Source organism: Kitasatospora sp. NPDC002965, from assembly GCF_040611255.1.
Classification (GTDB): Bacteria; Actinomycetota; Actinomycetes; order Streptomycetales; family Streptomycetaceae; genus Kitasatospora.
Map to the genome: position 1 here is coordinate 1 of NZ_JBEXNT010000018.1, position 24,016 is coordinate 24,016.

Annotated in this window: 18 protein-coding genes and 2 pseudogenes; 10 read left to right on the top strand and 10 right to left on the bottom strand. The window is 74.4% G+C overall.

The annotated features are described in order from the left end of the window. Nucleotides 1-111 (top strand): annotated as a pseudogene (locus ABZY91_RS10515) (enoyl-CoA hydratase); the annotation flags it as partial. A gap of 108 nt (nucleotides 112-219) precedes the next feature. Here ABZY91_RS10515 and ABZY91_RS10520 read toward each other — a convergent pair. Then, the gene (locus ABZY91_RS10520) at nucleotides 220-2,301 is read right to left on the bottom strand and encodes an NAD-binding protein (protein WP_355401403.1); all 2,082 of its coding nucleotides are present in this window, start codon (nucleotides 2,299-2,301) and stop codon (nucleotides 220-222) included. A 211-nt stretch (nucleotides 2,302-2,512) separates the two neighbouring features. On the opposite strand from ABZY91_RS10520, the gene ABZY91_RS10525 reads away from it, so the two are divergent. Next, the gene (locus ABZY91_RS10525; RefSeq protein ID WP_329879080.1) at nucleotides 2,513-3,112 is read left to right on the top strand and encodes a DUF308 domain-containing protein; all 600 of its coding nucleotides are present in this window, start codon (nucleotides 2,513-2,515) and stop codon (nucleotides 3,110-3,112) included. Between the two features lie 52 nt (nucleotides 3,113-3,164). On the opposite strand, the gene ABZY91_RS10530 is transcribed toward ABZY91_RS10525, so the two are convergent. Together ABZY91_RS10530 and ABZY91_RS10535 are read right to left on the bottom strand one after the other, a co-directional pair. Further along, the gene (locus tag ABZY91_RS10530; protein WP_355401405.1) at nucleotides 3,165-4,568 is read right to left on the bottom strand and encodes a CoA transferase; all 1,404 of its coding nucleotides are present in this window, start codon (nucleotides 4,566-4,568) and stop codon (nucleotides 3,165-3,167) included. 21 nt (nucleotides 4,569-4,589) lie between these two features. Continuing rightward, the gene (locus ABZY91_RS10535) at nucleotides 4,590-5,219 is read right to left on the bottom strand and encodes a LysE family translocator (protein ID WP_329950845.1); all 630 of its coding nucleotides are present in this window, start codon (nucleotides 5,217-5,219) and stop codon (nucleotides 4,590-4,592) included. 119 nt (nucleotides 5,220-5,338) lie between these two features. Here ABZY91_RS10535 and ABZY91_RS10540 point away from each other — a divergent pair, with 119 nt between their 5' ends. After that, nucleotides 5,339-5,797 carry an Lrp/AsnC family transcriptional regulator gene (locus tag ABZY91_RS10540; RefSeq protein ID WP_329879077.1) on the top strand — a complete coding sequence of 153 codons (459 nt, stop codon included), beginning with the start codon at nucleotides 5,339-5,341 and terminating at the stop codon, nucleotides 5,795-5,797. A 48-nt stretch (nucleotides 5,798-5,845) separates the two neighbouring features. On the opposite strand, the gene ABZY91_RS10545 is transcribed toward ABZY91_RS10540, so the two are convergent. After that, nucleotides 5,846-7,174: a cytochrome P450 gene (locus ABZY91_RS10545; protein WP_355401408.1), complete on the bottom strand. Its 1,329-nt coding sequence runs from the start codon at nucleotides 7,172-7,174 to the stop codon at nucleotides 5,846-5,848. Between the two features lie 335 nt (nucleotides 7,175-7,509). Between ABZY91_RS10545 and ABZY91_RS10550 the strand changes: the two genes are divergently transcribed. Further along, nucleotides 7,510-8,343, top strand: coding sequence for a hypothetical protein (locus ABZY91_RS10550; RefSeq protein ID WP_355401410.1), 834 nt, complete (start codon nucleotides 7,510-7,512; stop codon nucleotides 8,341-8,343). Between the two features lie 303 nt (nucleotides 8,344-8,646). Here ABZY91_RS10550 and ABZY91_RS10555 read toward each other — a convergent pair whose 3' ends face one another. Continuing rightward, on the bottom strand, nucleotides 8,647-8,952 hold the full coding sequence (locus ABZY91_RS10555) for a zf-HC2 domain-containing protein (RefSeq protein ID WP_355401412.1): 306 nt from the start codon (nucleotides 8,950-8,952) through the stop codon (nucleotides 8,647-8,649). 55 nt (nucleotides 8,953-9,007) lie between these two features. Here ABZY91_RS10555 and ABZY91_RS10560 point away from each other — a divergent pair, with 55 nt between their 5' ends. From ABZY91_RS10560 to ABZY91_RS10575, 4 genes are all read left to right on the top strand, one after another. After that, the gene (locus tag ABZY91_RS10560; RefSeq protein ID WP_329879073.1) at nucleotides 9,008-9,595 is read left to right on the top strand and encodes a sigma-70 family RNA polymerase sigma factor; all 588 of its coding nucleotides are present in this window, start codon (nucleotides 9,008-9,010) and stop codon (nucleotides 9,593-9,595) included. A 257-nt stretch (nucleotides 9,596-9,852) separates the two neighbouring features. Further along, complete coding sequence (locus tag ABZY91_RS10565) at nucleotides 9,853-11,289, top strand: MFS transporter (protein WP_355401414.1); 1,437 nt, start codon at nucleotides 9,853-9,855, stop codon at nucleotides 11,287-11,289. 55 nt (nucleotides 11,290-11,344) lie between these two features. Continuing rightward, a complete protein-coding gene (locus tag ABZY91_RS10570; protein ID WP_329879071.1) occupies nucleotides 11,345-12,745 on the top strand; it encodes a cytochrome P450 in 1,401 nt (466 codons plus the stop codon). Nucleotides 12,746-12,853: 108 nt separating this feature from the next. Then, complete coding sequence (locus ABZY91_RS10575; protein ID WP_329879070.1) at nucleotides 12,854-13,870, top strand: isocyanide synthase family protein; 1,017 nt, start codon at nucleotides 12,854-12,856, stop codon at nucleotides 13,868-13,870. 236 nt (nucleotides 13,871-14,106) lie between these two features. On the opposite strand, the pseudogene ABZY91_RS10580 reads toward ABZY91_RS10575, so the two are convergent. From ABZY91_RS10580 to ABZY91_RS10590, 3 genes and pseudogenes are all read right to left on the bottom strand, one after another. Continuing rightward, nucleotides 14,107-14,880 (bottom strand): annotated as a pseudogene (locus tag ABZY91_RS10580) (ABC transporter ATP-binding protein); the annotation flags it as partial. Then, nucleotides 14,877-15,956 (bottom strand): iron ABC transporter permease, encoded by a 1,080-nt coding sequence (locus ABZY91_RS10585; RefSeq protein WP_355401417.1) that lies wholly within the window; start codon nucleotides 15,954-15,956, stop codon nucleotides 14,877-14,879. The pseudogene ABZY91_RS10580 and the gene ABZY91_RS10585, both read right to left, overlap by 4 nt. A gap of 3 nt (nucleotides 15,957-15,959) precedes the next feature. Next, entirely contained in the window at nucleotides 15,960-17,051 is a 1,092-nt protein-coding gene (locus tag ABZY91_RS10590; protein WP_329950851.1) for an ABC transporter substrate-binding protein, read from the bottom strand. A 132-nt stretch (nucleotides 17,052-17,183) separates the two neighbouring features. Between ABZY91_RS10590 and ABZY91_RS10595 the strand changes: the two genes are divergently transcribed. Both ABZY91_RS10595 and ABZY91_RS10600 read left to right on the top strand, forming a co-directional pair. Then, the gene (locus ABZY91_RS10595; RefSeq protein WP_355401419.1) at nucleotides 17,184-18,065 is read left to right on the top strand and encodes a helical backbone metal receptor; all 882 of its coding nucleotides are present in this window, start codon (nucleotides 17,184-17,186) and stop codon (nucleotides 18,063-18,065) included. A 224-nt stretch (nucleotides 18,066-18,289) separates the two neighbouring features. Further along, nucleotides 18,290-19,336, top strand: a complete 1,047-nt coding sequence (locus tag ABZY91_RS10600; protein ID WP_355401421.1) for a transglycosylase SLT domain-containing protein — start codon at nucleotides 18,290-18,292, stop codon at nucleotides 19,334-19,336. Between the two features lie 112 nt (nucleotides 19,337-19,448). Here ABZY91_RS10600 and ABZY91_RS10605 read toward each other — a convergent pair whose 3' ends face one another. Together ABZY91_RS10605 and ABZY91_RS10610 are read right to left on the bottom strand one after the other, a co-directional pair. After that, a complete protein-coding gene (locus tag ABZY91_RS10605) occupies nucleotides 19,449-21,902 on the bottom strand; it encodes a hypothetical protein (RefSeq protein WP_355401423.1) in 2,454 nt (817 codons plus the stop codon). A 207-nt stretch (nucleotides 21,903-22,109) separates the two neighbouring features. Then, nucleotides 22,110-23,672 carry a lipase maturation factor family protein gene (locus ABZY91_RS10610; protein WP_355401498.1) on the bottom strand — a complete coding sequence of 521 codons (1,563 nt, stop codon included), beginning with the start codon at nucleotides 23,670-23,672 and terminating at the stop codon, nucleotides 22,110-22,112. Between the last annotated feature and the right edge of the window lie 344 nt (nucleotides 23,673-24,016).

Below are 24,016 nucleotides of genomic sequence, written 5' to 3' on the forward strand. Positions count from 1 at the left end.
GGCGTCCGCTTCGAGCGGCGGCTCTTCCACGCCGTCTTCGCCACCGCCGACCAGAAGGAGGGCATGGCGGCGTTCGCCGAGAAGCGGCCGGCGTCGTTCACCCACCGCTGACAACTGACGACCGCTGGCAACCGGCGTACGGCGGCCGGCGGTTCACGGGCGCCGTCGGCCGCCGGCCGCTGCCCGGCGGCCGACCGGGCAGCGGTCACCGGTCACCGGTCACCGGTCCGACTGCTGCTCGGCCGCCGCCCGACCGCCGCCCGTGTTCCCCGGCACCGTGTTGAGCCGGGCGAGTCCGCTGCGTGTCGCGGCGACCACGACCCGGTCGCCCGGCTCCAGGCCCCGGGTACGGTCCGCGTAGTTCCAGTGGTACACCTGCGGGCTGCGGGCCAGCCGGACGGCGAGGACCCGGACACCCCCCGGGTCCTCCAGGTCGTGCCGGTTCAGGCCGATCAGGCCGCTGCCGACCTCGGCCCGCAGTTCGGCGATCAGCAGGACGTGCCGGAACACCGACAGGGTGCCGAGCACCTCACGCCCCATCAGGGCCGCGGCGAAGGCGGGCGCCGAGAGGTAGGACGTCGAGCGGGACGCCGCGTTGTCCAGCGTGGCGTACACGTGATGGGCGAAGTTGTCGTCGAAGAGCCGCACGACGACCCGGACATCGGGCCGGACGGCGCGCGCCTCCAGGGCCGCCTCCAGGTTGGTCGCGTCGTCGCCGCTGACCGCGACCACGGCCCGGCTGCGCTTCAGCCGGGCCCGGCGCAGCTGCTCGGCGAGCGGACCGTCGTCGACCACCACCGGGACCCCCAGCGCGCGGACCGCGGAGATGCCGCGGGCCTGCGGGTCGCGTTCGAGCCCGACCACCGGGACACCGAGGCCGTGCAGTTGGGCGACCACCCGGGTGCCGACGTTGCCGAGGCCGATCACGATGACGTGGTCGCGGGTGCCGGCGCCGGGGTTGCGGGGCTGACCGCGCCGTCCGGAGGCGAGGACCTCGACCATGATGGCCGTGGCGACCGGTGCGAAGGTGATCCCGCAGAAGGTGATCACCACCTGGGCGATCCGCTGCCAGGTGCCGCCGGTGCCCGTCCCGGCGGCGGCGTCGGCCGGCTGGTCCGGCTGAGCCGCGCCGGCCAGGTCGAGCAGCGAGACGTACAGCGACCAGCCGAAGTCGCGGTTGAGGTACCAGAGCAGGCCGAAGGCGAGCAGCACCGCGGCCAGGGCGGTGATCAGCACCAGCCGGAGCCGGGCGCTGGTGAAGAAGCGGAGGGTGTCGAGCAGCCGCCAGCGCAGCCGGCGCCACCAGGCGATCCGGACCGGGGGCTCGCTCGGCAGGGTCTGCAGCGCCGCGACCCCGCCGCGACCCTCGGCGGCGGCCCCGGCGACCTCGCGGGCGGCGCTGTCGGCGTCTGCGTCGGCGGCCCGGTCTGCGGCGACCTCGGCGGACTCCACGGACTCCACGACCTCGGCGGACTCCACGACCTCGGCGGCCTCCACGACCTCGGCGGACTCGGCGGCAGGTTCCCGGGCGGCCTCGCGGCCGGTGTCCCCGTCCCCGGCCCGATCTCCCGCCCCGTCCCCGCTCCCGGGCGTCCCGGCGGCCCCCTCCGCCCCGGCGGCCCGGCGGGCGGCGGCGCCGGAGCGGATCGGCCCGTCGTCGCCGAACTCCCTGGCCAGCCGCACGAAGGACGCCGAGTCGCCCTCCTGCTCGGGGAGCAGCCGGGTGCGGCCGAGGTCCTGGCGGTCGATCCGGTCGGCGACGACGCAGATCCGGTGGGAGTCGATGTCGTCGTCGTAGGCGATGTGCAGGAACCGGTCGCCGACCTGGACGGAGTTGGGGCGGGAGAGCGCGGCGGCGGCGAAGGCGGGCGCGGCGGTCGCGGAGCCGGAGAGCGCGGTGCCGTTCCTGAGCAGCCGTTCGATGTTCTCGCCGAGCCGCTGGTTGAACATCCGCAGCACGATGCGGATGTCGGGGTTGTGGCCCTGGGCGGAGAGCGCGGCGTGGATGTTCTCCTGGTCGCGGCCCTCGACCAGGGCGATGCCCCGCGCGGTCTCGACCCGGACGGCGCGCAGCGCCTCCTCGGTGACGCCGGCGTACTCCACGACGGCGGCGACCCCGTCCAGCTGCTCGATCTGCGGTGCGTGGTCGCGGGTCCGGTCCGGGACGAGGACCACCACGGGCACTTCGTAGTGTTCGACGAGTTCGAGCGTGAGGCGGTGGGCGAGCGCGTTTCCGCCGCAGACGATGTAGTGCTGGCTGATCGGTTCGACCGGAGGGGTCCCCCACCCTTCAGAAGTCATATCGCCGGACGATATCGACGCGAGGCGAGGCGGAGATGGACGTCCGGTGGCCTAGGGGAAACAGCCGCGGGGGGAAACGACGGCGGTGCGGAACGGCCGCGCCCTGAGCCGGGCCGGTCCCCCGAACGGGTGCATCCGGCGGGCGGTGCGCGGCACACGCGGAGATCGTGAGGAACGCCGACCCGCTCCGCTCCCCCAGGAGGACGCCACCGTGGTCTCCCCGATCATCACTCCCGACGGCTCCCCGGTCCGGGGCCCGCTCGGACTGCTCGCCAAGGCCGCCTGGCAGGTCCTGCTGATCGCCGGGCTCGTCTCGCTCGGCCTCGGGATCATCGTGTTCGTCTGGCCGGAGCAGACGCTGCTGGTGGTGGGCGTCCTGTTCGGCCTCTACCTGCTGGTCATCGGCATCGTCCAGCTGGTCGCGGCGTTCGGCACGCACGCCACGACGGCGCTGCGGGTGCTGGCCTTCATCAGCGGGGCGATCTGCGTGCTGCTGGGCCTGCTCTGCTTCCGCAGCGCGGCCCGGTCGTTGCTCCTGCTGGCGATCTGGATCGGCATCGGCTGGCTGTTCCGGGGCATCACCCAGCTCGCGGCCGTGATCTCGGACGCGTCCATGCCCGCCCGCGGCTGGCAGGCCGTCGCCGGGGTCGCGAACACCCTGGCGGGCGTGCTGCTGATGGTCTGGCCGGTCGGTTCGATCACCGCGCTGACCATCCTGTCCGGGTGCTGGCTGGTGATCCTCGGGTTGGTCGAGATCGTGACGGCGTTCCAGGTCCGGAGCACGGCCGGCCGGATCCCCTCCGGCGTCTGACGCCCGGGCCCCGACCCCACCCGGGGCCGGGGCCGATCCACGGATCGGGGGATCAGTGCCAGGCGGGGGCGTCCGTCCCCCAACGCCCCGGCGGGCGCGACCACCCCGCCGGGGCGCCCGCGTACGCGACGGGCGACAGGGCGTGGCGCAGCCGCCCGTACGGCGAGTCGGTCTCGGTGATCCAGCGCGCCGGGTCGTACGGCTCGCCGTTCGGGAGGACGCGCGGGTCGGCGGTGGGCGCGATGCCCTCCAGCAGCCAGGAGGCGGTGCCGGCCAGGGAGTAGCGCAGCCGGCGGCCGCCCGGGCGGGTGGTGCGCTGGTCGGTGAGGGCCCGCAGGACCCCGGCCGCGATCAGGTAACCGGTGCCGTGGTCGAGGGCCTGGGCGGGCAGCACACCGGGGCGGCCGTCGGCGCCGGCCTCGATCCCGGCGATGCCGACGCCTGCCTGGACCAGGCTGTCGAAGCCGCGCCGGCCGGACCAGGGTCCGGTCCAGCCCCAGGCGTTGAGCTGTGCGACGACCAGCCCGGGGCGGCGTGCGAGCAGCGCCTCGGGGGCCAGGCCGTGGGCGTCGAGGGAGCCGGGGCGGTAGCCGGTGACGACGACGTCGGCGGTGGCGAGCAGGGTCTCCAGGACGGCCCGGTCGGCGGGGTCGGCGAGGTCGAGGCGGGTGGAGCGCTTGCCGAGGCCCGTGTCGACGTGGGCGTCCTCGGCCTCGGGGAGCCGGGGTGAGTCGACCCGGAGCACGTCGGCGCCGAGCAGGGCGAGGGTGCGGGTGGCGACCGGTCCGGCGATGACCCGGGTGAGGTCGAGGACGCGGATCCCGGCGGCGGGGAGCGGGGCGGGGCCCAGGCGCCGGGGGGCGGCCTCGTCGACGACCCGGGACTCGACCAGCGGCAGCGCGGTCTCCCGGACCGGCGCGACGGCGACAGCGAGCGCCCCCGCCGCGTACGCGCGCTCCTGGACCGACGCGGCCGGCCGCTGCCGCAGCTCCGCGGCGAGCCGCTCGGGCCCGGTGTCGGCGGGCAGGCCGAGGGCGGTGAGCAGCCGCTCGCGGTGGTGCGGGTAGTTCGCGTGGGTCCGGAGCCAGCCGTCGGCGGTCTGCCAGAAGCCGGAGAGCGGCGCGAAGGAGACCGGGGTCCGGCCGTCGATCCGCAGGTGGCGTTCGCTGACGAAGGCGGTGGCGACGGCGCCGTGGTCGATCCCGACCTCCGGTACCGGTCCGCCGGACCGCAGCGCGGCGAGTTCGGCGGCGGCCAGCGAGCAGGCGGCGACGGTGGCCCGGGCGAGGCGCAGGACGGGGAGCCGGGAGGGCAGCACCGCGTCGGGGCCGTGGAAGGCGACCCGCTCCAGCAGGTCCGCCGGCCCCCCGAGGGCGGCCCAGGCATCGGCGGTGGGCAGGTCCCCGACGGGCACGGGACCGGGGCCGGACGGTGAGGACGTCGAACGGTCTGTCATGAGCGCATTCTGCTCCCGTCCTCAGGCGGTCGCCGTGACACCCGCCACAAGCATCAGCAGGACCGCCGAGACGACGGTCATCCGGCGGGCGGCGGCCGGGTCGGCGCCGAAGCGGCCGCCGAGCCGTCCGCTGGCGTGCGCGACCAGCCCGTAGACGACGGCGCAGGCCAGCACGTTGAGCGTACCGAGCACGAGCACCTGGCCGCCGACCGGCAGCCCTGCGGCGGGGTCGACGAACTGCGGCACCAGGGAGAGGTAGAGCAGCAGGCCCTTGGGGTTGAGCAGCGCGGTGAGAGCGGACTGGCGCAGCACCGTGGCCGTGGGCTGCGGCCGGGGTGCGGCGAGGGCGGTGCCGCCCCGTCCGCGGCGGAGCGCGAGCAGCATGGTGACGGCGAGGACCAGCAGGTAGACGGCGCCGGTGACGCGGAGGACGGGCAGGGCCGCGGGGACGGCCCGCAGGGCCGCGGCGAGTCCGGCGCTGGAGAGCAGGGTGTGGACCGTGTAGCCGGCGCAGACCCCGGCGACGGCGGTCAGTGCGGCGCGCCGGCCCTGGCCGAGGCCGCGGGCGGCGATGTAGAGCCAGTCGGGGCCGGGCGTACAGACCAGTAGCAGGTCGACCCCCAGGAAGAGGAGGAGGGCGTGGGTGTCCATGGCGGTGACCTGTCGTGCTCGGCCGGGCGGGTTGCGGTCACTGACGGTAGCCGGATCGGCCTGGCACGCGATGGCTACTTCGTGCCCGCCTTCACCACCTTTTGGCAGAATATTGCGCCATGGACCGAATTGACCGCAGAATCCTCCACGAGCTCCAGCAGGACGGCCGTCTCAGCAACGCCGAACTGGCCGCCCGGGTCGACCTCACCCCCTCGCCCTGCCTGCGCCGGGTCCGGCAGCTGGAACAGGACGGCGTGATCCGCGGCTACCGGGCCCTGCTGGACGGCGCGGCGGTCGGCCGCGGCTTCCAGCCCTTCGTGACGATCACCATGCGGCACGAGGACCAGGTCACGGTGGCGGAGTTCGAACGGCGGGTGGCCGAGCTGCCGGAGGTGGTGGAGGCGCACCGGCTGTTCGGGGAGCCGGACTACCTGCTGCGGATCGCGGTGGCGGACATCGCGGCGTACGAGCGGTTCATCACCGACGTGCTCTCCGGGCTGCCGGGGATCGCCCAGGTCAACTCCCACCTGACGATGAAGCAGGTCAAGACCGACCGGGGCATCCCGACCGGCGGCTGACCCGCGCGCCGTGGCCGCCGTGGCCTGCGTGGCCTGCGCGGCCTGCGCTCAGAAGGTGAACCGCAGCGACCGGACCCGGTGGTCGAAGCTGGACGGGACCAGCTCCGGCTCGCCGACCGAGCGGATCCCGGGCAGGCGGGTGAACAGCTCCCGGTAGAGCACCTTCATCTCCTGCCGGGCGAGGTGCGCGCCGAGGCAGTAGTGCGGTCCGCCGCCGCCGAAGCCGAGGTGGGGGTTGGGGCTGCGGGTGATGTCGAAGGCGTCCGGGTCGGCGAAGACCGTCTCGTCGCGGTTGGCGGAGCCGAAGTAGAGCACCGCCTTGTCCCCGGCCCTCAGCAACGGGCCGTCGGGGCCGCCGAGCCGGTGGTCGACGGCCAGGGTCCGGCGGAACTGGATGATCGGGGTGGCGTGGCGGACGATCTCGTCGACCGCCCCGCCGAGGTGCCGGTCGAGGTCGCCGACGAGCAGGGCCCGTTGTTCCGGGTGGGCGGTGAGCAGGTGGAGGCCGTGGGCGAGCGCGTTGCGCGTCGTCTCGACGCCGGCGACGAGCAGCAGGGAGAAGAAGGCCCCGAGCTCACGGCCGGTCAGGCGGCGGCCGTCGACGTCGGCGGTGACGAGGGCGGTGACGAGGTCGTCGGCGGGGCGGCGGCGGCGCTCGCGGCCGAGGTCGGCGACCATGCCCTGCATCCGGGCCAGTGCCAGCAGGCCGCGGCCGGGCATCCGGAGCCGGGCGCGCAGCGGGCGGGCGACGCCGGTGTGCTCGGACGCGTGGTTGACCTGGTCGAGGATCACGCGACGGGGCTCCTCGGGGATGCCCATCATGTTGCAGATCACCTGGAACGGGAGCTCGGCGGCGACCGAGGTGACGAAGTCCTCGGGGCGCTCGCGCTCCACCCGGTCGACGAGGTCGGCGGCGACCCGCCGGATGTCGTCCTCGACCTTGGAGATCAGCCGCGGGGTGAAGGCCCGGGAGACGATGCGGCGCAGCTGGGCGTGGCGGGGGTCGTCCAGGTTGACCATGGAGTCCCCGAACAGCAGCCGGACCCAGCGCGCCGGTTCGGGGGTGGTGACGCCCGGTCCGCTGAGGAAGACGGCGGGGGTGCGGCCGGCCTCGACGACGTCGGCGTGCCGGACGAGGGCGTGGAAGCCCTGGCCGGGGTGCCCGGAGCCGGGTCCGCCGAACCGGGCCGGGGCGGGGAGGCGGCGCAGTTCGGCGAAGGCGGCGGCGCGGACGGCGGCGGGCAGCCGCCAGAACGCGGGGTCGGCGAGGTCCACGGCGGGAACGCCGGCGCCGGGCACCCCGGCGTCGGCCTCGGGCGCGGCCTCGGGTGCGGCCCCGGGTGCGGCCTCGGCGTCGGGTGTGGCGGCGGTGCTCATGCCTGTCCTCCTGCCCCCTCACACCCCGTGTGCGCGGGGTCACATCGCGGGGTCACATCTAGCACGTACCGGAAAGGAAGCTGTCAAACCGTGCTGCTGGTACGACTAACGGGTATTCAGGCACAGACGTCGCAAGCGGGACGTCCGTACCGTCATGAACCAGCCACCGCACGGCCCCCGGCCACCCCACCCGTTCCCGCTGCCCACACAGGGCGGTAGTGCCCGAACGGCTTGCCCGGGACAGTGGTGCCCGAGGTGGTCGGACGTGGCGGGACGGGGGCGGAACCGGCCAATACCCGAGGGTGCGGTACTGGCCGACGGAGGCGGGTGCGACGATGAGTGTCATCGTGATGACCGACCGGATCCGCTCGCTGCGCGCCGTGGTCTTCGCTGCGCTCTGCGTAGCGCTGGCCGCCGCGGCTCACGTCGCCATGGCCGGCGCCGGGATCTCCCCCCCGGTACTGGCGGGCGCCTTCGGTCTCACCCTCGGCCTCACCTGGCTGCTGGCCGGGCGACAGCGGGGGCTCGGCCTGATCAGCGTCTGGATGGTGGCCGCGCAGACCGCGCTCCACCTGACGTTCGAACAGGCCGGAACGCTCGCCGGGGGCGGCGGGCTCGGCCGACTGGCCGGGACCGACTGGGCCTCGCTGCTGCTCTGCAATCCGGAAGCCTCTCCCACCGGCCTCTCGCCGGACGACCTGGCCCGGATGGCCGGACTCGACCCGGCGGTGCCACCGGCCGTCACGACGGCAGCCGTCCAGCACCATGCGCACGGCGCGGCGACCACCGCGGACCCGTCCGCGCTGTCCGGCGCCGCGACGTCCGGGGACGGTCTGGCGGCCCACGGGACGGCGGCGCACGACATGGCCGCGCACGGCATGACGCCCGGCATGATCACCGCCCACGTGCTCGCCGCGCTGGCCTGTGCGCTGCTGCTCTGGCGCGGTGAGGCGGCCCTGGCCCGGTTGTTCGAACTGCTCGGTTCGCTGGGCTCGGTGCTCGCGGGCGCACTGCTGGTGCCGCTGCTGGCCCTGTTCGGCTGTCCGGTCGGCCTCCGGCCGCCGACCGCACCGAGAACCGCCGGCCACCGGACCCGGCCGCCCCGGTTGGTGCTGCTCTCGCACGCCCTGGTCCGACGCGGTCCGCCGGTCCTCGCGCTCGCCCGCTGACGCGCCCGCCGCCTCCCCCGACACCACCGGTGTCCGGGGCGCGACGGGCAGGTCGCCCTGCGCCGTTCCGCCGGACACCGCGCACTCCCGAGTACCGCTACTCCGGGGTGCGTCCGGCGCCGCCGCGCCGCCAGGGCCCGGGCCCGGCACGTGCCGCCGCCCCCGCAGTCATGCGGGGCGACGCGGCACGACCGGCCCACCGACGCCGAGGGTGCCGCCCGCAGCGGCACCGCCCCTGTCTTCCCCTCAGGACCTTCCATGCCTGACTACGACGGCGCACCGGCCTCGTCCGGCGCCACCGTCCTACCGCGTCCGCCCGTCGTCCCCCTGCCCGGGACGGCCCGATCCAGCACTGCCCCGGCCCGCGTCGCCCCGGTCCGCGTCGCCGCGCTCCGCCGCGAGGCGGGCGAGGAGCCCCGCGGACCAGTCGTCCGAGGGTCCGTCGATCCGGTCCGCGAGCAGTGGGCCGCGCAGTCGCTCCGCCTGCTCCAGCCAGTCCCGGCACGCCGCGCAGCGCGCGACGTGCTTGTCCAGCCGACGGTCCGGCACACCGGCGGGTTCGCCGTCGAGGCGTGCGGACAGAGCGGTACGGAGTTGCGCGCATCTCATGTGACCATCGTCCCGCACCCGCTCCGACGTGCGACCGCCCGGGTGGGAGGCCGCCGTGGATGACGAACAGCTGACCGCGCTCGCCCTGGCCGCCCGGGAGGGCCGGCCCGCCGACGTCGAGGCCTTCGTCCGGGCCACCCAGCGGGACGTCTGGCGGTTCGTCGCCCACCTCACCGACGTCCAGTCCGCCGACGACCTGGCCCAGGAGACCTTCCTGCGGGCCCTGCGCAGCCTGCCGGGGTTCGCCGGACGGTCCTCCGCCCGCACCTGGCTGCTGTCGATCGCCCGCCGGACCGTCATCGACCGCTACCGCACCGCCGCCGCCCGGCCCCGCTGCGCCGCGCTGCCGGACTGGCAGGAGGCCGCCGAGCGACAGGGCACCGCGCCCACCGCCGGCTTCGAGGACGGCGTGGCGCTCGGCGACCTCCTGGACCGGGTGCCCGCCCAGCGGCGCGAGGCCTTCGTGCTCACCCAGGTGGTCGGGCTGAGCTACGCGGAGGCCGCCGAGGTGGCCGGCTGCCCGGTCGGCACCGTCCGCTCCCGGGTGGCACGGGCCCGGGAGGAGCTGATAGCCCGTCTGCGGGCGGCCGAGACCGGCGACGCGCCTCCGGGAGCGCCCGCCGAGCTGGCCGCCGCCTGCTGAAGCGGTCGGCACGCCACCGGCACCGACCACGTCGGCCGACCGCCGGCACCGCACCGACGCCAGTACCGCGCCTCCGGAGGGCGGCGCGTCCGGAGGCCCCCGGGCGGACAAGATCGGCCACGATCGCCATGATCCGGCCAAGTCATAAAAATCCCTCACCTGTTCGGAACTCACCCTCGTGTGCCTCCGACTGCTGTACCGGACACCGCCGCCGAGGTGGTGTCCGGACGGCACGGGGAACGGACGGAGGATGACCCATGGCAGCGCAGCAGTCGCCCGCCACCAGCAAGGCGGGTGACGACCCGGCGCGGTCGGAGGACCGGTGGAGCCTGGTCCTGGCCGCCGGGCTGATCTCGTTCGTCGCGATGCTCGACATGAACGTCGTGAACCTCGCGCTCACCGACATCGCCGACGCCCTCGACGTCTCCTCGACCACCGCCCAGTGGGCCGTGCTCGGCTACCAGCTCCCCCTGGTGGCCCTGCTGCTTCCCGCCGGGCGGTGGCTCGACCAGGTCGGCATCCGCTCCGCGCTGCTCTTCTCCGTCGGCGGCTTCGCCCTGTGCAGCGCGCTGGCCGCCGCCGCACCGTGGGCGAGCTGGCTGATAGCCGCCCGGCTGGCCCAGGGCGCGTTCGGCGCGGTGCTGTTCGTCCTGATGCCGGTACTGGCCGCCACCGCCGTACGGCCCGAGCTGCGCGGGCGCGCGATGAGCGTGCCCGCCACCCTGGGCCCGCTCGGCGCCGTCCTCGGCCCGGTGATCGGCGGCCTGCTGCTGGACCACGTCGGCTGGCGGGCGATCTTCCTCGTCAAGCTGCCGATCTGTCTGGCCGCCTGGCTGATCACCCGGCGCGACGCCCCGCTCGGCGGGCGCCTGCGACTGCCCGACCGCAGCACGCTGGGCGACGCCGCGCTGATCGGCTCGGCGGTGGCCGCCGTCCTGCTCGGCCTCACCCTGGCGCCCGAGGCCCCGCTCTGGCTGCTGCTCCTGCTGCCGGCCGTGCCGCTGACGCTGTTCTGGCTGCGCCGGCCCGGCGGGAAGCCGGTCGCGGCCGTCATGCGGGCCTCCGGCACCGCCGCCGTGAACGGATCGGTGCTGGCGCTGGCCGCCGGGTTCGCCGCCAACCACTACCTGCTCGCCCAGTACCTGCGCCGGGACGACGGCGTCAGCGCGACCGGAACGGCAGTCACCATGCTGGCCTTCCCGCTCGGCATGGTGGTGGCCGGCCGGTTCGGCGGACGGCTCGCCGACCGCTGGGGAGCCCGCCCGACCGCGCTGACCGGCGCCGCCGTGACCGCCTTCGGCCTGCTGCTGCTCGTCCCGGTGGATACCGGCTGGTCCTCGGCCGACATCGCCTGGCGCCTGGCAGTGGCCGGCATCGGCATGGGCCTCAACGGCGGCCCCGTCCAGGCCCTGGTGATGACTTCCGCCCCGCGGGAGCAGATGGCCACCGCCGGCTCGGCCGTCCAGCTCGCCCGCAGCCTCGGGTTCGCGCTCGGCCCGGCGCTCGGGACCGCCGCCACGCTCTACGGCACCACCGAGGTCGCCGGGATCCACGCCGGGCTCCTGCTCGCCGGACTGCTCACCGCCCTCGCCGTCGTCCTCCTGACCCTGCACCACCGCGCCGCCGGAGCCACCGGCGGCGACAGCACCACCGGCACCACCAGCACCAACCGGACGATCCGCAGCAGAGTGTGACCACCGTCGCACCTCCTCCTGCGCACCACAGATCCCGACCGGAGGAAACACCCGCATGACCGACACCGTCCACGACCCGGCCTCGGCCGGCCAGACCGGCGCGGCAGAGACGACGTCGACGGCACCCGCCGCCGACGCGTCGCGCTGCCCGTTCGGCTACGACGAGCTCCCCGATCCGGTCCCGCTGTACGGGCCGGAGTACAAGAGCGACCCCTATCCGCTGTACCGGCAGATGCGCGCCGCCGGCCCCGTGCACCGGGTGAAGTTCCCGAGCGGTGTGGGCGCCTGGCTGGTGACCGGCTACAAGGCCGCGCACGAGGCGCTCAACGACCCCCGGTTCGGCAAGAACCACGACCTCGGCAACGAGGAGTGGCTCAGGCTCGCCTCGATCATGCCGGAGCCGCAGCACTCGCAGCTCCAGGTGCACCTGCTCCACCAGGACCCGCCGAAGCACACCACGATGCGCCGGCTCGTCCTGGACGCCTTCTCACCGCGCCGGGTGGAGTCGCTGCGCCCGCGCATCCAGGAGCTGGCCGACGCCCTGATCGACGAACTGCCGGAGACCGCCCCGGCCGGCGGCGCCGACCTGGTGGCGGGCTTCGCGGCCCACTACCCGTTCCGGGTACTGGCCGAGGTGATCGGCCTGCCGCAGGAGCTGGCCGTCCGCTTCGACCGCGACTGGGGCAAGGTGGTGCAACCGGTCGGCCCGCAGGACCCGGGCCGACCGGCGTACGAGGGCCGGCTGCACGGCCTGCAGAACTACATCGCCGAGGTGGTCACGCACAAGCGCGCGACCTACGACCCCGCCGGACCCGGCGTGGACCTGCTCGGCCGGCTCGTCACGGCGTGCGACGCCGGCGAGTTGAGCCCCGAGGAGCTCGACTCGATGGTGTTCCAGCTGCTGGTCGCCGGCCAGGAGCCGGTCACCAACCAGATCACCACCATGCTGATCACCCTGCTGCGCCACCCGGAGCAGCTCGACCGGCTGCGGACCGCGCTCACCGCGGACGACGGCGACCAGGCCGCCGGCCCGCGGCTGCTCGCCCGCGCCATCGAGGAACTCCTCCGCTACGACGGCGCGTTCGAGCTGACCACCTGGCGGTTCTTCGCCGAGGACAGCGACCTGCACGGGACCACCGTCCCGGCCGGCGACTCGGTGATCATCTCGCTCAACGCCGCCAACCGTGACGAGGAGCAGTTCCCGGACGCCGACGTCCTGGACTTCGACCGCTCCCCCAACGCCCACATGGCCTTCGGCCACGGTATCCACTTCTGCCCCGGCGCGTCCCTGGCCCGGGCCGAACTCCAGATCGCCATCGGCACGTTGCTCACCCGTCTGCCCGGGCTCCGGCCGTCGGCCGCCGACGGCGAGGAGATCGACTCGCTCGCCTGGGTGCCCGCCGTCCTGGCCCGTGGGGTGAACCGGCTCCCGGTCGCCTACGACAAGCGGTCCTGACCGGTCCGCCCCAGCACCGTCCGGCATCCACCACAGCGTCCCGGCGACCGTCGCCGGGGCGTGGCTCCGCCTGCCCGAAGCCCGTACACCGTTCCGTGGAGGACCAGCATGCCGTCCGCCGGCACTGTCACCAGCAACTCCCAGCCCAGCAACGCCCAGTCCGGCAGCACCCGGACCGGCGACACCGGATCCGGGTACACCGCACCGGACGCCCAGACCGTCGCCCGCATCTCCGCCGAGATCGTCGACCTGCTGCTGCCGCACCGCCGCGCCTCCGACCCGGAGATCGACACCACGCCCGAAGACTTCCCGCTCCAGCTGGAGCAGTTGGCGGACTTCATCACCGCCGGCGACCCGATCCTGTTCACCCTGCCGGGCTTCCCGTGCAAGTCGCCCAACCTCGCCAAGGTGCTCAGCCACCTGCCCGACGAGGGCGAGCGGCTCTCGCTCACCTTCCTCAACGGGCTCTGCGAGCAGATCGGCAAGCTCTACGAGCCGGGCGCGCAGATCCTGATCTGCTCGGACGGGCACATCTTCGGCGACCTGATCCACGTCCCCGACGACCACATCGACGAGTACTCCGACGCACTGACCGCGATGATCGAGCGCGAGGGTCTCGCCCACCTCGCCACCTTCGACCTGCGGGCCGTCCTCGGCGACCTGCCCTTCGACGAGAAGCGCGCCCGGGTGCACGAGAAGTACGCGCCGACCAAGGAGGAGCTGCGCGAGCAGATCCTGACCGACGAGGAGACGGCCAAGCTCTATCGCGGCATCACCCGCTTCCTCACCGAGGACACCTTCGGCTTCGAGGGCACCAAGTCCGCCCTGCAGCGCGACTGCCGCGCCCGCGCCTACGGCGTCATCCAGCGCAGCCGCGCCTGGGGCGACCTGATCGCCGAGCAGCACCCCCGGTCGTTCCGGCTCTCCATCCACCCGCAGAAGGCCGGCGTGCTGAAGTTCGGCATCCGGCTGCTGGAGCACTCCGACGTGTGGATGACCCCGTGGCACTCCTCCGTGCTCCACCGCCAGGACGGTGGCTGGGAGTTGATGCGCAGCGAGGAGGCCGCGAAGGTCGGCCGACTGGTCGAGCGCAACGACCGGCCGAGCCACTACGAGACCTCCTGAGGCTCAGCCGGGGCCGGCAGCGTCGCCGGCCCCGGCTCCAGGCTCGGCTCCAGGCTCGGTTCCAGAGCCGACTTCCGGTTCGACTTCCGGCCCGGCTTCCACCTCGCCCCTGCGCCTGCCGTAGCCGTTGCCGTTGCCGTTGCCGTTGCCGCGAGGGGTAACGGCGCGACCGGGGCCACGAGGTCCGAGTCCGCCGGGCGCACCCGGCCGAGGTCCGCGGCCCCCCGGCCGGGTGCGCCCGCCGGCGTACGGTGGTCGAAGGCGATCAACGGGTCACCGGTGAGCGGGTGTTCGACGACCGCCGCCCGCACCCCGAACACCTCGGCCAGCAGCTCGGCGGTCAGCACGTCCCTCGGCGTCCCGGACGCCACCAGGGTCCCGCGGTGCAGGACGTGCAACCGGTCGCAGACCGAGGCGGCGGCGTTCAGGTCGTGCAGCGCGACCAGCGTGGTACGACGCTGCTCGCGCAGCAGCGCGAGCAGCTCGACCTGGTGCCGGACGTCCAGGTGGTTGGTCGGCTCGTCCAGCACCAGGACGTCCGGTTGCTGGGCCAACGCCCGCGCCAGTAAGACGCGTTGACGCTCACCACCGGAGAGCTGGGCGAACCGCCGGTGATCCGCGTCCGCCATCCCGACCCGGACCAGCGCGTCGTCGACCAGCCGGTGGTCCTCGGCGTCGTCCCCGGCGAACGCCTTCTTGTACGGGGTTCGACCCATCGCCACCACCTCGCGGACGGTCAGCTCGAAGTCCCCGCCGCGTTCCTGCGGCAGCGCCCCGATGTGCCGGGCCGACTGCGCCGGGGTCAGCCCGGACAGCTCCCGGCCCGCCAGCAGGACGCGCCCGGCACTCGGCTTCAGGTGCCGGTAGACGGTGCGCAGCAGGCTGGACTTGCCACTGCCGTTGGGACCGACCAGGCCGGCGATCTCACCCTCCTTGGCGACCAGGTGGACGCCGGAGACCACCGTCCGCCCCGCGAGGGTGACGCTCAGGTCCTCGACCGCGATTCTCAATTCCGCTCCAGTCGTCGGTCCAGCAGGTAGAGCAGGGTGGGCGCGCCGAGCAGGGCGGTGACCACGCCGATCGGCACCTCCTGACCGTCCAGCACGGTCCGGGCGAGCAGGTCGACGATCACGAGCAGCACCGCGCCGGTCAGTGCGGAGAGCGGCAGCAGGCGGCGGTGGTCGCCGCCGAGCAGGAGGCGACAGACGTGCGGGACCATCAGACCGACGAACCCGATCGCACCGGAGACGGCGACCAGGACACCGGTGAGGACGCTGGTCACCGCGAAGATCTCACGGCGCAGCCGGACCACGTCGACGCCGAGACCGGCCGCCGTCTCGTCGCCCATCAGCATGGCGTTGAGCCCCCGGGCGCGGCCCTGGAGCACGGCCAGCCCGAGGACCACGGCGACGGCGGGGACGACGAGCTGCCCCCAGGTGGCGCCGCTCAGGCTGCCCATCAGCCAGAACAGCACGCCCCGGGTCTGCTGCTCGTCCCCGGTCTGCAGCACCAGGTAGCTGGTGAGGCCGGTGAGGAACTGGCCGATGCCGATGCCGGCCAGCACCAGGCGCAGCGGCGAGAACCCGCCGCCGCGCCTGGCCAGCAGCCAGACCAGGGAGAACGCGGCGAGCGCGCCGAGGAAGGCGGCCAGCGAGACGGTGAGCCCGGCCACGCCCCCGAGGCTCATCTCCAGGCCCAGACCGGTCCCGAGGACGATCACGGCGACGGCGCCGAGCGAGGCACCGGAGGAGATGCCGAGCAGGTACGGATCGGCGAGCGGGTTGCGGACCAGCGCCTGTACGGCGGTGCCGACCAGGCCGAGCCCGGCCCCGACCATGGCCGCCAGCAGGGCGCGGGGGACGCGCAGTTGCCAGACGATGAGGTCCCGGGTGCCGGGCGCCGGGCTCTGCCCGGTGAGCCGGCGGCCGACCACCGACCAGACCTCGCCGGGCGGGATGTCCACCGAGCCGAGCGAGACGGCGGCGGTCAGCGCCACGACGAGGGCCGCGGTGAGGACGGCCGCCAGCGGCCCGGCGCGCAGCGCACGGCTGCGGCTGCGCCGGGCGGCGACGGTGGCCGACGCCACGGCCTACTGCCCGTTCTTGACGAGCGTCGGGTGGACGGTGGCGGCGATCTGCCGGACGGTGTCGGCGTTGCGCACCCCGGCGATGGTGGTGGTCTCGGAGCCGATCCGCAGGAAGTGCCCCTCCTGGACGGCCTTCAGCCCCTGAGTGGCCGGGAAGCCCTTGAGGTAGGCCTCGGCCTCGTCGAAGGCCTTCCGGTTGGCCTCCTCGCTGCCGCGGTTGCGCACGGCGAGCTGGATCCAGTCCGGGTTCTTCGCCACCACGTCCTCCCAGGAGACGGGCCGGAAGTCGGCGTCGCAGTCGGCGAACACGTTGCGCGCACCGGCCAGGGTGATCACCGCGTTGGCGACCTGCTTGCCGCAGACAGCCATCGGTTGCTTTGTACCGGCATCGAAGTCGAAGAGGAAGTAGCCGGGCCTCTCTGCTTCGGCAATCGTGGCGGTGGCGGTTCGCACCTCACCGATCTGCTTCTCCATGGCGGCGACCAGTTCCTCGGCGCGGGCGGCGGTCCCGGTGACCGCGCCGAGCCGGCGGATGTCGTTCTCGATCTCGGAGAGGTCGGTCCGGGGCCCCTTGGCCGCCTTCGGGGTGCCGGCGCACGCGGTGGAGAGCAGCAGGACGTGCTGGATGCCGACCGCCTTCAGCTCCTCCTCGGTCGGTCCGGCACCGGCCGCGCCCATCATCGGCATCGGCCCGAAGGTGTCGACGTAGAGGTCGGCACCGGAGCCGAGCAGCTTCTCCTTGGGGATCAGGGCGTCGCCGAGCACCGGCACCTTGGCCCCCTGCTCGGCGACGGCGGCCGGCAGGCTTCCCTTGCCGGGCGGGAAGCCGGTGCCGATCACGCGGTCGCCGGCGCCGAGCTGGAGCAGCATCTCCAGACCGGCCGCGTCGGTGGTGACGATCTTCTTCGGAGCCTGCTTGACCGTGGTCTCCTTGCCCGCGCAGTCGGCCACCTTGACCGGGAACGCGCCGGCGGCGGTCGCCTGTGCGCTACCGCCGCCGTTCGAACCGTCGCTGCTTCCTCCGCCGTCGCTCGAACAGGCGGTGGCGAACAGGGCGACGGCGGCCGCGATACCGCAGAACACGCGAGGGCGCATCAGAACTCTCCTGGTCAATGGTCGTGCTCGGGCCCGTCCTACGAACCCGGACCAGGTAGTCGGCCGTGGTGCCCGAGCGGTTCCCACGAGTTTGCCCGGACGAGCGGCTCCGGATACGTCTAGGGTGGCGCGATGACCTCCCCTTCCGCCCCGTGGACCTCAGCGGGCGCCCCCTCCACAGCGGCGGGCACGGGACCCGCTGACGCGGCGTCGGCCGGAGCGGCGCCCGCGGGTACGGTGCCGGTCGACGATCTGGGTCTGACCGTTCCGCTCGGTCCCGCACCCGTCCGGCGGGTGGTGTCGCTGGTCCCCTCGCTCACCGAGGCGCTCGCCGCCACCGGCCCCGGTCTGCTGGTCGGTGCCACCGACTGGTGCAGCCACCCGGCCGACCTGGCCGTCACCCGGATCGGCGGCACCAAGAACCCCGACGTGGCCCGGATCGTGGCACTCGCTCCCGACCTGGTGGTCGCCAACGACGAGGAGAACCGGCGGCCCGACCTGGACGCGCTGCGCGCGGCCGGTCTGCCCGTCTGGGTCACCGACATCCGCACGCTCGACCAGGCGATCCACTCGCTGCACCGGCTGCTGACGGTCGGCTGCGGCCTGCCGCGCCCGGTGTGGCTGGACGCCGCCGAGTCCGCGTGGGCGGCGGTCCGGCCCCTGCCCGGTCCGCCCCGCCCGGCCGTCGTGCCGATCTGGCGCCGCCCCTGGATGGTGCTCGGCCGCGACACGTTCGCCGGTGACCTGCTCGGCCGGCTCGGCGTCCGGCTCCTGCACGCCGACGGTCCGGACCGCTACCCCGCCGTCCCGCTGCCCGACCTGCTGGCCGCCGGGCCGGAGTTGGTGGTCCTTCCCGACGAGCCCTACCGCTTCACCGCCGACGACGGCCCGGAGGCGTTCCCCGGCCTTCCGGTCGCCCTGGTGAGCGGTCGCCACCTCACCTGGTACGGACCGTCCCTGGTGGAGGCGCCGGAGGTGCTCACCGCCGGACTCGCGCGGGCGCTGCCGCAGTAGCCGGGCGCGGCGGCTGGGCTCGAACGCCGCCTCCCCACCCGACAGTCGGACGATCGGGTCGTCGTACGATGTCGGCTTCTCACCGGGTCGGCCGGTGATGTACGGGGGGACGGAAGCACGTGAGTGCAGTACGGGCGAGTGCGGTACGGGTTGGTGCGGTACGGGTGGGTGCCGTGCGCGGAAGCGCGTCACGGCGAGCGCTGGTGGCGGTCTCGGCGGCAGCCGTGTCCACCGCGCTCCTGACGGGATGCGGCACCAAGCAGGCCGACGAACGGGCCACGGGGACGTCCGCGACACCGGCCGCGGCCACCACGGACGCCTCGCCGTCCGCGACACCGACCCCCACGCCGAGCGTCTCGCCGAGCACCTCGCCGTCCGCGACCGCGTCCACTCCGGCGACACCGAGCGCGAGCACCGGCCCGTCGCCGCACGGCACGGCGTCCAAGTCCGCGAAGCCGAGCCCGACCGCCACACGGTCGCCGAGCACCGGCCCGGCGGCGAACGCTGCCAAGCCCGGCAGCGCCAAGCCCGCCGAGACCACACCCGCGCCGCAGGCACCGCCCGTCACCACTCCCGTCGCGCCGCCGGCCGGCGCCGCCGTCGCAGCCGCCCCGGCACCCACCGCGAAGCCGGGTCCCGTCGCGCCCCCGCCGCCGCCCGCGCCCGCGACCCCGCACGTCCCGCCGCTGCAGAGCAGCTGCACACCGACCAAGCCGCAGCCCGACGACCCCAAGGAAGCCGTCGCCGCCGCACTCACCACCGCCGCCGGCACGTCCCGGACGCTGTTCCTCAGCAACGGCGGCACCGACAAGCTCCCGCCGCTCCCGGTCAACCTGGTGAAGGCGATCGCCTGGCAGGAGAGCGGTTGGCAGTCCGGCATCCTCGCCTGCGACGGCGGCATCGGCACCATGCAGATCATGCCCGCCACCGTGAGCTGGATGAACAGCAAGTTCGGCACCACCTCGGACCCGAAGACACTGAACGGGAACGTGCAACTCGGCACCCAGCTGCTGGACTGGCTGATCGCCTACTACGGCGACTCCTCGTTCGGCGGGAAGTACGACCTCTCCCCCGACGCGGCCACCGGCAAGGCCCCGCTGCTGGACCTGGTCATCGCCGCCTACAACGCGGGCGCCGGCAACGTCCACTACAACACCGTCACCGACCCGGCCACCGGCGCGACCACGGGCAGCCTGGTCATTCCCAACCCGGGCTACGTCGCCAACGTCAAGGCGCTGATGGCGAGCCAGCCCTGGAACAAGGCCGGCTGACGCTCCTCCGGCCGCCGTCCCGCGGAGAAGCGGGACGGCGGCGGCACGGACGACGGAAGGGCCCGGTGGAAGCGGTGCGTACCGCTTCCACCGGGCCCCGGCGCTTCCGTCGTCAGGCGCGCGCCGCCGTCACGGCGGTGCCCAGCGCGTCCTTGATGCGCGGGCCGAGACGGGCGAAGCCCAGCTCCTTCATCGCGGCCCGGAGCAGTTCCTCGTCGCTCCGCCCGACCCCGTCGCCGTCGATCCAGCGCACGATCGCGAGCAGTTCCTCGGCGGAGTAGGCCGTCACCGGGCGACCCGGCGTGAACGCCGGCTTCGCAGCCCGAGCGGCCGGAACGGCGGCGGGCTCCACGACGGCAGGCGTCTCCGGCTCGGCGTCGACGACGACATCCGCCACCACGACCGGCTCGACGACCGGCTCCGGAGCAACGTCCTCGACCGGCGCCTCGACGACCGGGACCTCCTCGGCCACGGCGGGCGCGGCCTCGTCGGCCACGGGCTCGGCGGGAGCCTCGACGACGACCTCGACAGACGCGGTCTCCACCACCACAGCCTCGGCCTTCTCGGCCTCGACCGGAGCCTCGACCACGGGAGCCTCGACCGATGCAGCCTCCTCGACCACCGCGACCTCGACGGCAGCAGCCTTCTCAGCCTCGACCGGAGTCTCGACGGCAGGCTCGGCCACGACCTCGACGACCGGGACCTCCTCGGCCACAACCTCGGCCTCGACCACGGCGGGCGCAGTCTCCTCGACCACGGGCTCGGCGGAAGCCTCGACGACGACCTCGACGGACGCGGTCTCCACCACCACAGCCTCGGCCTTCTCGGCCTCGACCGGAGCCTCGACCACGGGCTCGGCCACGACCTCGACGACCGGGACCTCCTCGGCCACAACCTCGGCCTCGACCACGGGCTCGGCGGACGCCTCGACCGCCGGAGCCTCGACCGCTGCAGTCTCCTCGACCACCGCGACCTCGACGGCAGCAACCTTCTCGGCCACGACCTCGGCCTCGACCACGGCGGGCGTAGTCTCCTCGACCACCGCGGCGGCCGGAGCCTCGACCTCGGTCGCGACCTCCTCGACCGGCTCGGCGACGGGCTCGGTCTCCGTCTCGTCCTCGGCCGTCCTGTCCTCGGCGTGGGTCTCGTCGGCGTCAGCGGCCTCGGCCTCGGCCTCCACGGCGGGAGTCTCCTCGGTCACTGTCTCGACCTCTGCGGCCGAAGGCTCCACCGGTGCGGCGCCGACCAGGTCATCGGCAGCCGGTGACGGAGCGGGGAGAGTGACGACGAGCGGCTTCTCCTCGACGGTCGACTCGACGACCGTTTCGACGGCCGCCTCGGCCTCCGCCTCATCGGTACCCGGGGCCTCGGAGGCCGGGGCCTCGACCTCGACCTCGACCGGCGACTCATCGACGCCGGCCTCGACCTCGGCCTCGGCGGCGATGTCCGCGGCGGTGTCCGCGACGCCGTCGGTCTCGGTGTCCGCGAGATCGGTCCCGGCAGCCGTCGGGGCCTCGGTCTCGACGACGTCGGCCTCACCGGCGGTCTCGACGTCGGCCGCCTCGGCCTCCGCCGTGGGGGCCGGTTCGCCGCTGCCCGCGAGGCCGTCGCGCTGGCCGCCGGCCAGCGCCTGGCGAGCGGTGTAGGCGGCCTCGGCAGCGCGGCGGTCCGCGCGGGAGGCCGTCAGCTCGGAGAGGAGGTCGGCGAGGCCGGCGTCCTCCAGGGTGGCGCGCAGGGTGCGGATGGTGGGGAGGCGGTAGAGGGTGCCCTCGTCCGCGGCGAGCCGGTCGACGAGGTCGACGAGGTCCGGGAAGGACAGCGCGTCGAGGTCCTGGCCGGGCAGCAGCCGGGCGAGGTCGCGCAGGCCGGTGTTGATGGCCTCGAACGCCAGGGCGGTGCGGTGGACCAGTGCGCCGTCTGCCGGCGGGACGGGCAGGGTGCCGGCGGGTGCGAGGGCGGTCCAGGCGCGGCGTTCGACCTCCGCCGACGCGAGTGCCTCGTGCAGGTCCTGCGGGCGCGGTCGGCCGGAGGTGGCGGCGAGGGCGGCGGCCTGCTTGCGCAGCGAGCGGGCGCGCAGCCAGGAGAGCTTGACGCCCCGCTCGCGGCGCCAGGCCCGGTCGGCGGTGGCGGCGACGAGGGTGCCGAGGTCGGCGTCGTAGGCGGCACCGGTGAGGATGGTCGAGGTCCGGTGGACGAGCTGCAGCATCTCGACCAGGACGGCGGTCTTGCCGACGGTGTCCGGTGCGTCGATCTTGACCTCGGCGGCGAGCGCGGTGACGTCCTCCCAGGTCTGCTGGAGGTCGTGACCGCGCAGCTCGGCGAGGACGGTGGAGGCCGCGCGGGCATCCTCGGGGCTGGCGACGGTGTCGACGGCCGCGTACCAGGCGTGGGTGTCGGCGGTGAGGGTGAAGGCGCCGAGGTCGGCGTACCGGCCGAGCTCTTCCCGGAGGTCGGTGTCGGCGGTGACCGCCTGGCCGCGGGTCTGCTCCAGGTCCTTGGCGTCGGTGGCGTCCTTGGCGTCCGCGGCGTCGGCTGCGTCGGCGTTGCGCGAGTGAAGCACTGTCATGTGAGGTCCGGTTCTGGGCGACTGCGGCGGGGCTGGCGTCGAGGGGGACGGCGGTCCGGGTGCGCGTGGGGCCCCGGCGGGAGGGGCCAAGGGGTGCGCGGTCGGGCTGCCTGTTGTGGAGGCCAAGAATACGGGTGCCCGTTCGAGCCTTGCACGCACCCACCGTCCATCGGTCGGGTGTGGCGTGCCATACCGCTCACCTGGCCGCTACTCGGGAGGGCCGGGCGGGTGGTCCGGTGTTCGGCCGGGCGGGTGGTGCGTGGGCGCCCCGTGTGTTCCCGGCCGCCGGATCCGCTCCGTCGGCACCGTGCGGAGCCGGTGCCCGAGCGGCGGGCGGTACCCGCTGCGGCCGAGGGCGGCGAGGTCGACCGGCGCGAGGTACTCGGAGAGCGCGGTCCGGTGCCACCACGCGCCGGTTTCGCGAAGTTCGCGCCAATCGGTGAACCGGTAGAGGTGGAGGGTCGCCCGGACGTGGGTCGGTGGGGCGTCGGGGAAGGGGTTGTGGCGCAGCAGGCGGAGGGTGTCCGGGTCGTTGACCAGCAGTCGGGCGACGAAGGGCAGGAACCAGGGCCGGGCGTACGCGGGCGAGATGCCGGCGAACCACATCAGCCAGTCGAGCCGCAGGTGGTAGGGGGCGTACTGGCGCGGAAGGCGGCGCACGTCACCGGGCTTGCCCTTGAAGCCGTACTCCTTCCACACGGTGTGCCGGGTGACGGCCGGTTCGTCCGTGCCCTCGACCACGACCTCCTGGCGGAGCCGGTTGACGCTGCCGAAGGCGCCGTAGGAGTTGACCAGGTGGAGGCGGTTGAAGGAACGGTTCATGACCTGGCGGCGGGAGACCATGTTCCGGACCGGCCAGTAGCTGAGGACGAGGACGGCGGCGGCCAGGGCCAGGACCAGCGCCTCGTACCAGGCGGGCGCGGCACCGTACGCCCGGGGGTGGGCCGGGAGGCCGAGGCGGGCGGGGTCGACGGCGGCGAGGGCGAGGGCAATGGTGAGCCAGTTGAGCCAGGCGAAGTTGCCGGAGGCGATCAGCCAGAGCTGGGTGGCGATCACGACGCAGGCGGCGAAGGTGGCGACGGGCTGCGGGAGGAGCAGGCAGACCGGGACGGCGAGCTGGGTGACGTGGTTGGCGGCCACCTCGACGCGGTGCAGCGGGTCGGGCAGGCGGTGGAAGAACCAGCTGAGCGGACCGGGCATGGGCTGCGTCTCGTGGTGGTAGCGCAGGCAGGTCAGGTCCCGCCAGCAGCTGTCGCCGCGGAGTTTGATCAGGCCCGCGCCGAACTCGACCCGGAAGACCAGCCAGCGCATCAGCCAGAGAACCGGCGTGGGCGGGGCGGTGTCGGCGTTGCCCAGGAAGGCGCCGAGGAAGCCCGCCTCCAGCAGCAGTGACTCCCATCCGAAGGAGTACCAGGTCTGTCCGACGTTGACGATCGAGAGGTAGAGGACCCAGAGCGCCGCCCAACAGAGGATCGACGCCCAGAGCGGGACGGCGTCGCCGAGTCCGCCGGCGAGGGCGGCGGAGAGCGCGGCGCCGGTCCAGGCGACGGCGGCGAAGAAGCGGTCGCTGTAGTGGAGGTGGAAGAGACCGGGCGACTGCCGGAACGGGACCCGGGCGGTGAAGCGGGGCACGGGCAGCATGCCGCCGGCGCCGATCAGGGCGCGGAACTGGAGGGCGGCGGCGAGGAAGCCGGTCAGGTAGACGGCGGCCAGCAGCCGTTGCACGAGCAGTCTGCTGAGCCAGTACTCGGGTGCCGCGAACCACTGCATGCGGCCCATGCCTACCATCGCCGCCCGTCGCGCGGGGCGCGGGTGCGGGGGCCCGGCGGCCGGTTCACCCGGGCGGTGGCCGACCGGACGGCCGTCCCGGACGGGCCCGGTACGAACGGCGGTCGGTGAGGTCGGCCGGGAATCGACGGTCGGCCGGGTGTCGGCGGTGGGCCGGGTGTCGGCGGCGCTCGGCCGCGAGCTGCGCGCCAGGACCGGCGCGAGGAGGAGAGGGGAGGAGCGAGGAGGAGAGGGGAAGCGCCGGGAGGAGCGGGGTGGCGTCCGGGACCGGCCGCGCCGCCATGGGCACCGTGGCGGGGAGCCTCTCCTCGGGGGTGAGAGGCTCC

Coding starts and splice junctions, on each gene's coding strand:
- ABZY91_RS10520 (WP_355401403.1), bottom strand. CDS start 2,301: ATGACTTCTGAAGGGTGGGGGACCCCTCCGGTCGAACCGATCAGCCAG.
- ABZY91_RS10530 (WP_355401405.1), bottom strand. CDS start 4,568: ATGACAGACCGTTCGACGTCCTCACCGTCCGGCCCCGGTCCCGTGCCC.
- ABZY91_RS10535 (WP_329950845.1), bottom strand. CDS start 5,219: ATGGACACCCACGCCCTCCTCCTCTTCCTGGGGGTCGACCTGCTACTG.
- ABZY91_RS10540 (WP_329879077.1), top strand. CDS start 5,339: ATGGACCGAATTGACCGCAGAATCCTCCACGAGCTCCAGCAGGACGGC.
- ABZY91_RS10545 (WP_355401408.1), bottom strand. CDS start 7,174: ATGAGCACCGCCGCCACACCCGACGCCGAGGCCGCACCCGGGGCCGCA.
- ABZY91_RS10550 (WP_355401410.1), top strand. CDS start 7,510: ATGAGTGTCATCGTGATGACCGACCGGATCCGCTCGCTGCGCGCCGTG.
- ABZY91_RS10555 (WP_355401412.1), bottom strand. CDS start 8,952: ATGAGATGCGCGCAACTCCGTACCGCTCTGTCCGCACGCCTCGACGGC.
- ABZY91_RS10565 (WP_355401414.1), top strand. CDS start 9,853: ATGGCAGCGCAGCAGTCGCCCGCCACCAGCAAGGCGGGTGACGACCCG.
- ABZY91_RS10570 (WP_329879071.1), top strand. CDS start 11,345: ATGACCGACACCGTCCACGACCCGGCCTCGGCCGGCCAGACCGGCGCG.
- ABZY91_RS10575 (WP_329879070.1), top strand. CDS start 12,854: ATGCCGTCCGCCGGCACTGTCACCAGCAACTCCCAGCCCAGCAACGCC.
- ABZY91_RS10590 (WP_329950851.1), bottom strand. CDS start 17,051: ATGCGCCCTCGCGTGTTCTGCGGTATCGCGGCCGCCGTCGCCCTGTTC.
- ABZY91_RS10595 (WP_355401419.1), top strand. CDS start 17,184: ATGACCTCCCCTTCCGCCCCGTGGACCTCAGCGGGCGCCCCCTCCACA.
- ABZY91_RS10605 (WP_355401423.1), bottom strand. CDS start 21,902: ATGACAGTGCTTCACTCGCGCAACGCCGACGCAGCCGACGCCGCGGAC.
- ABZY91_RS10610 (WP_355401498.1), bottom strand. CDS start 23,672: ATGCAGTGGTTCGCGGCACCCGAGTACTGGCTCAGCAGACTGCTCGTG.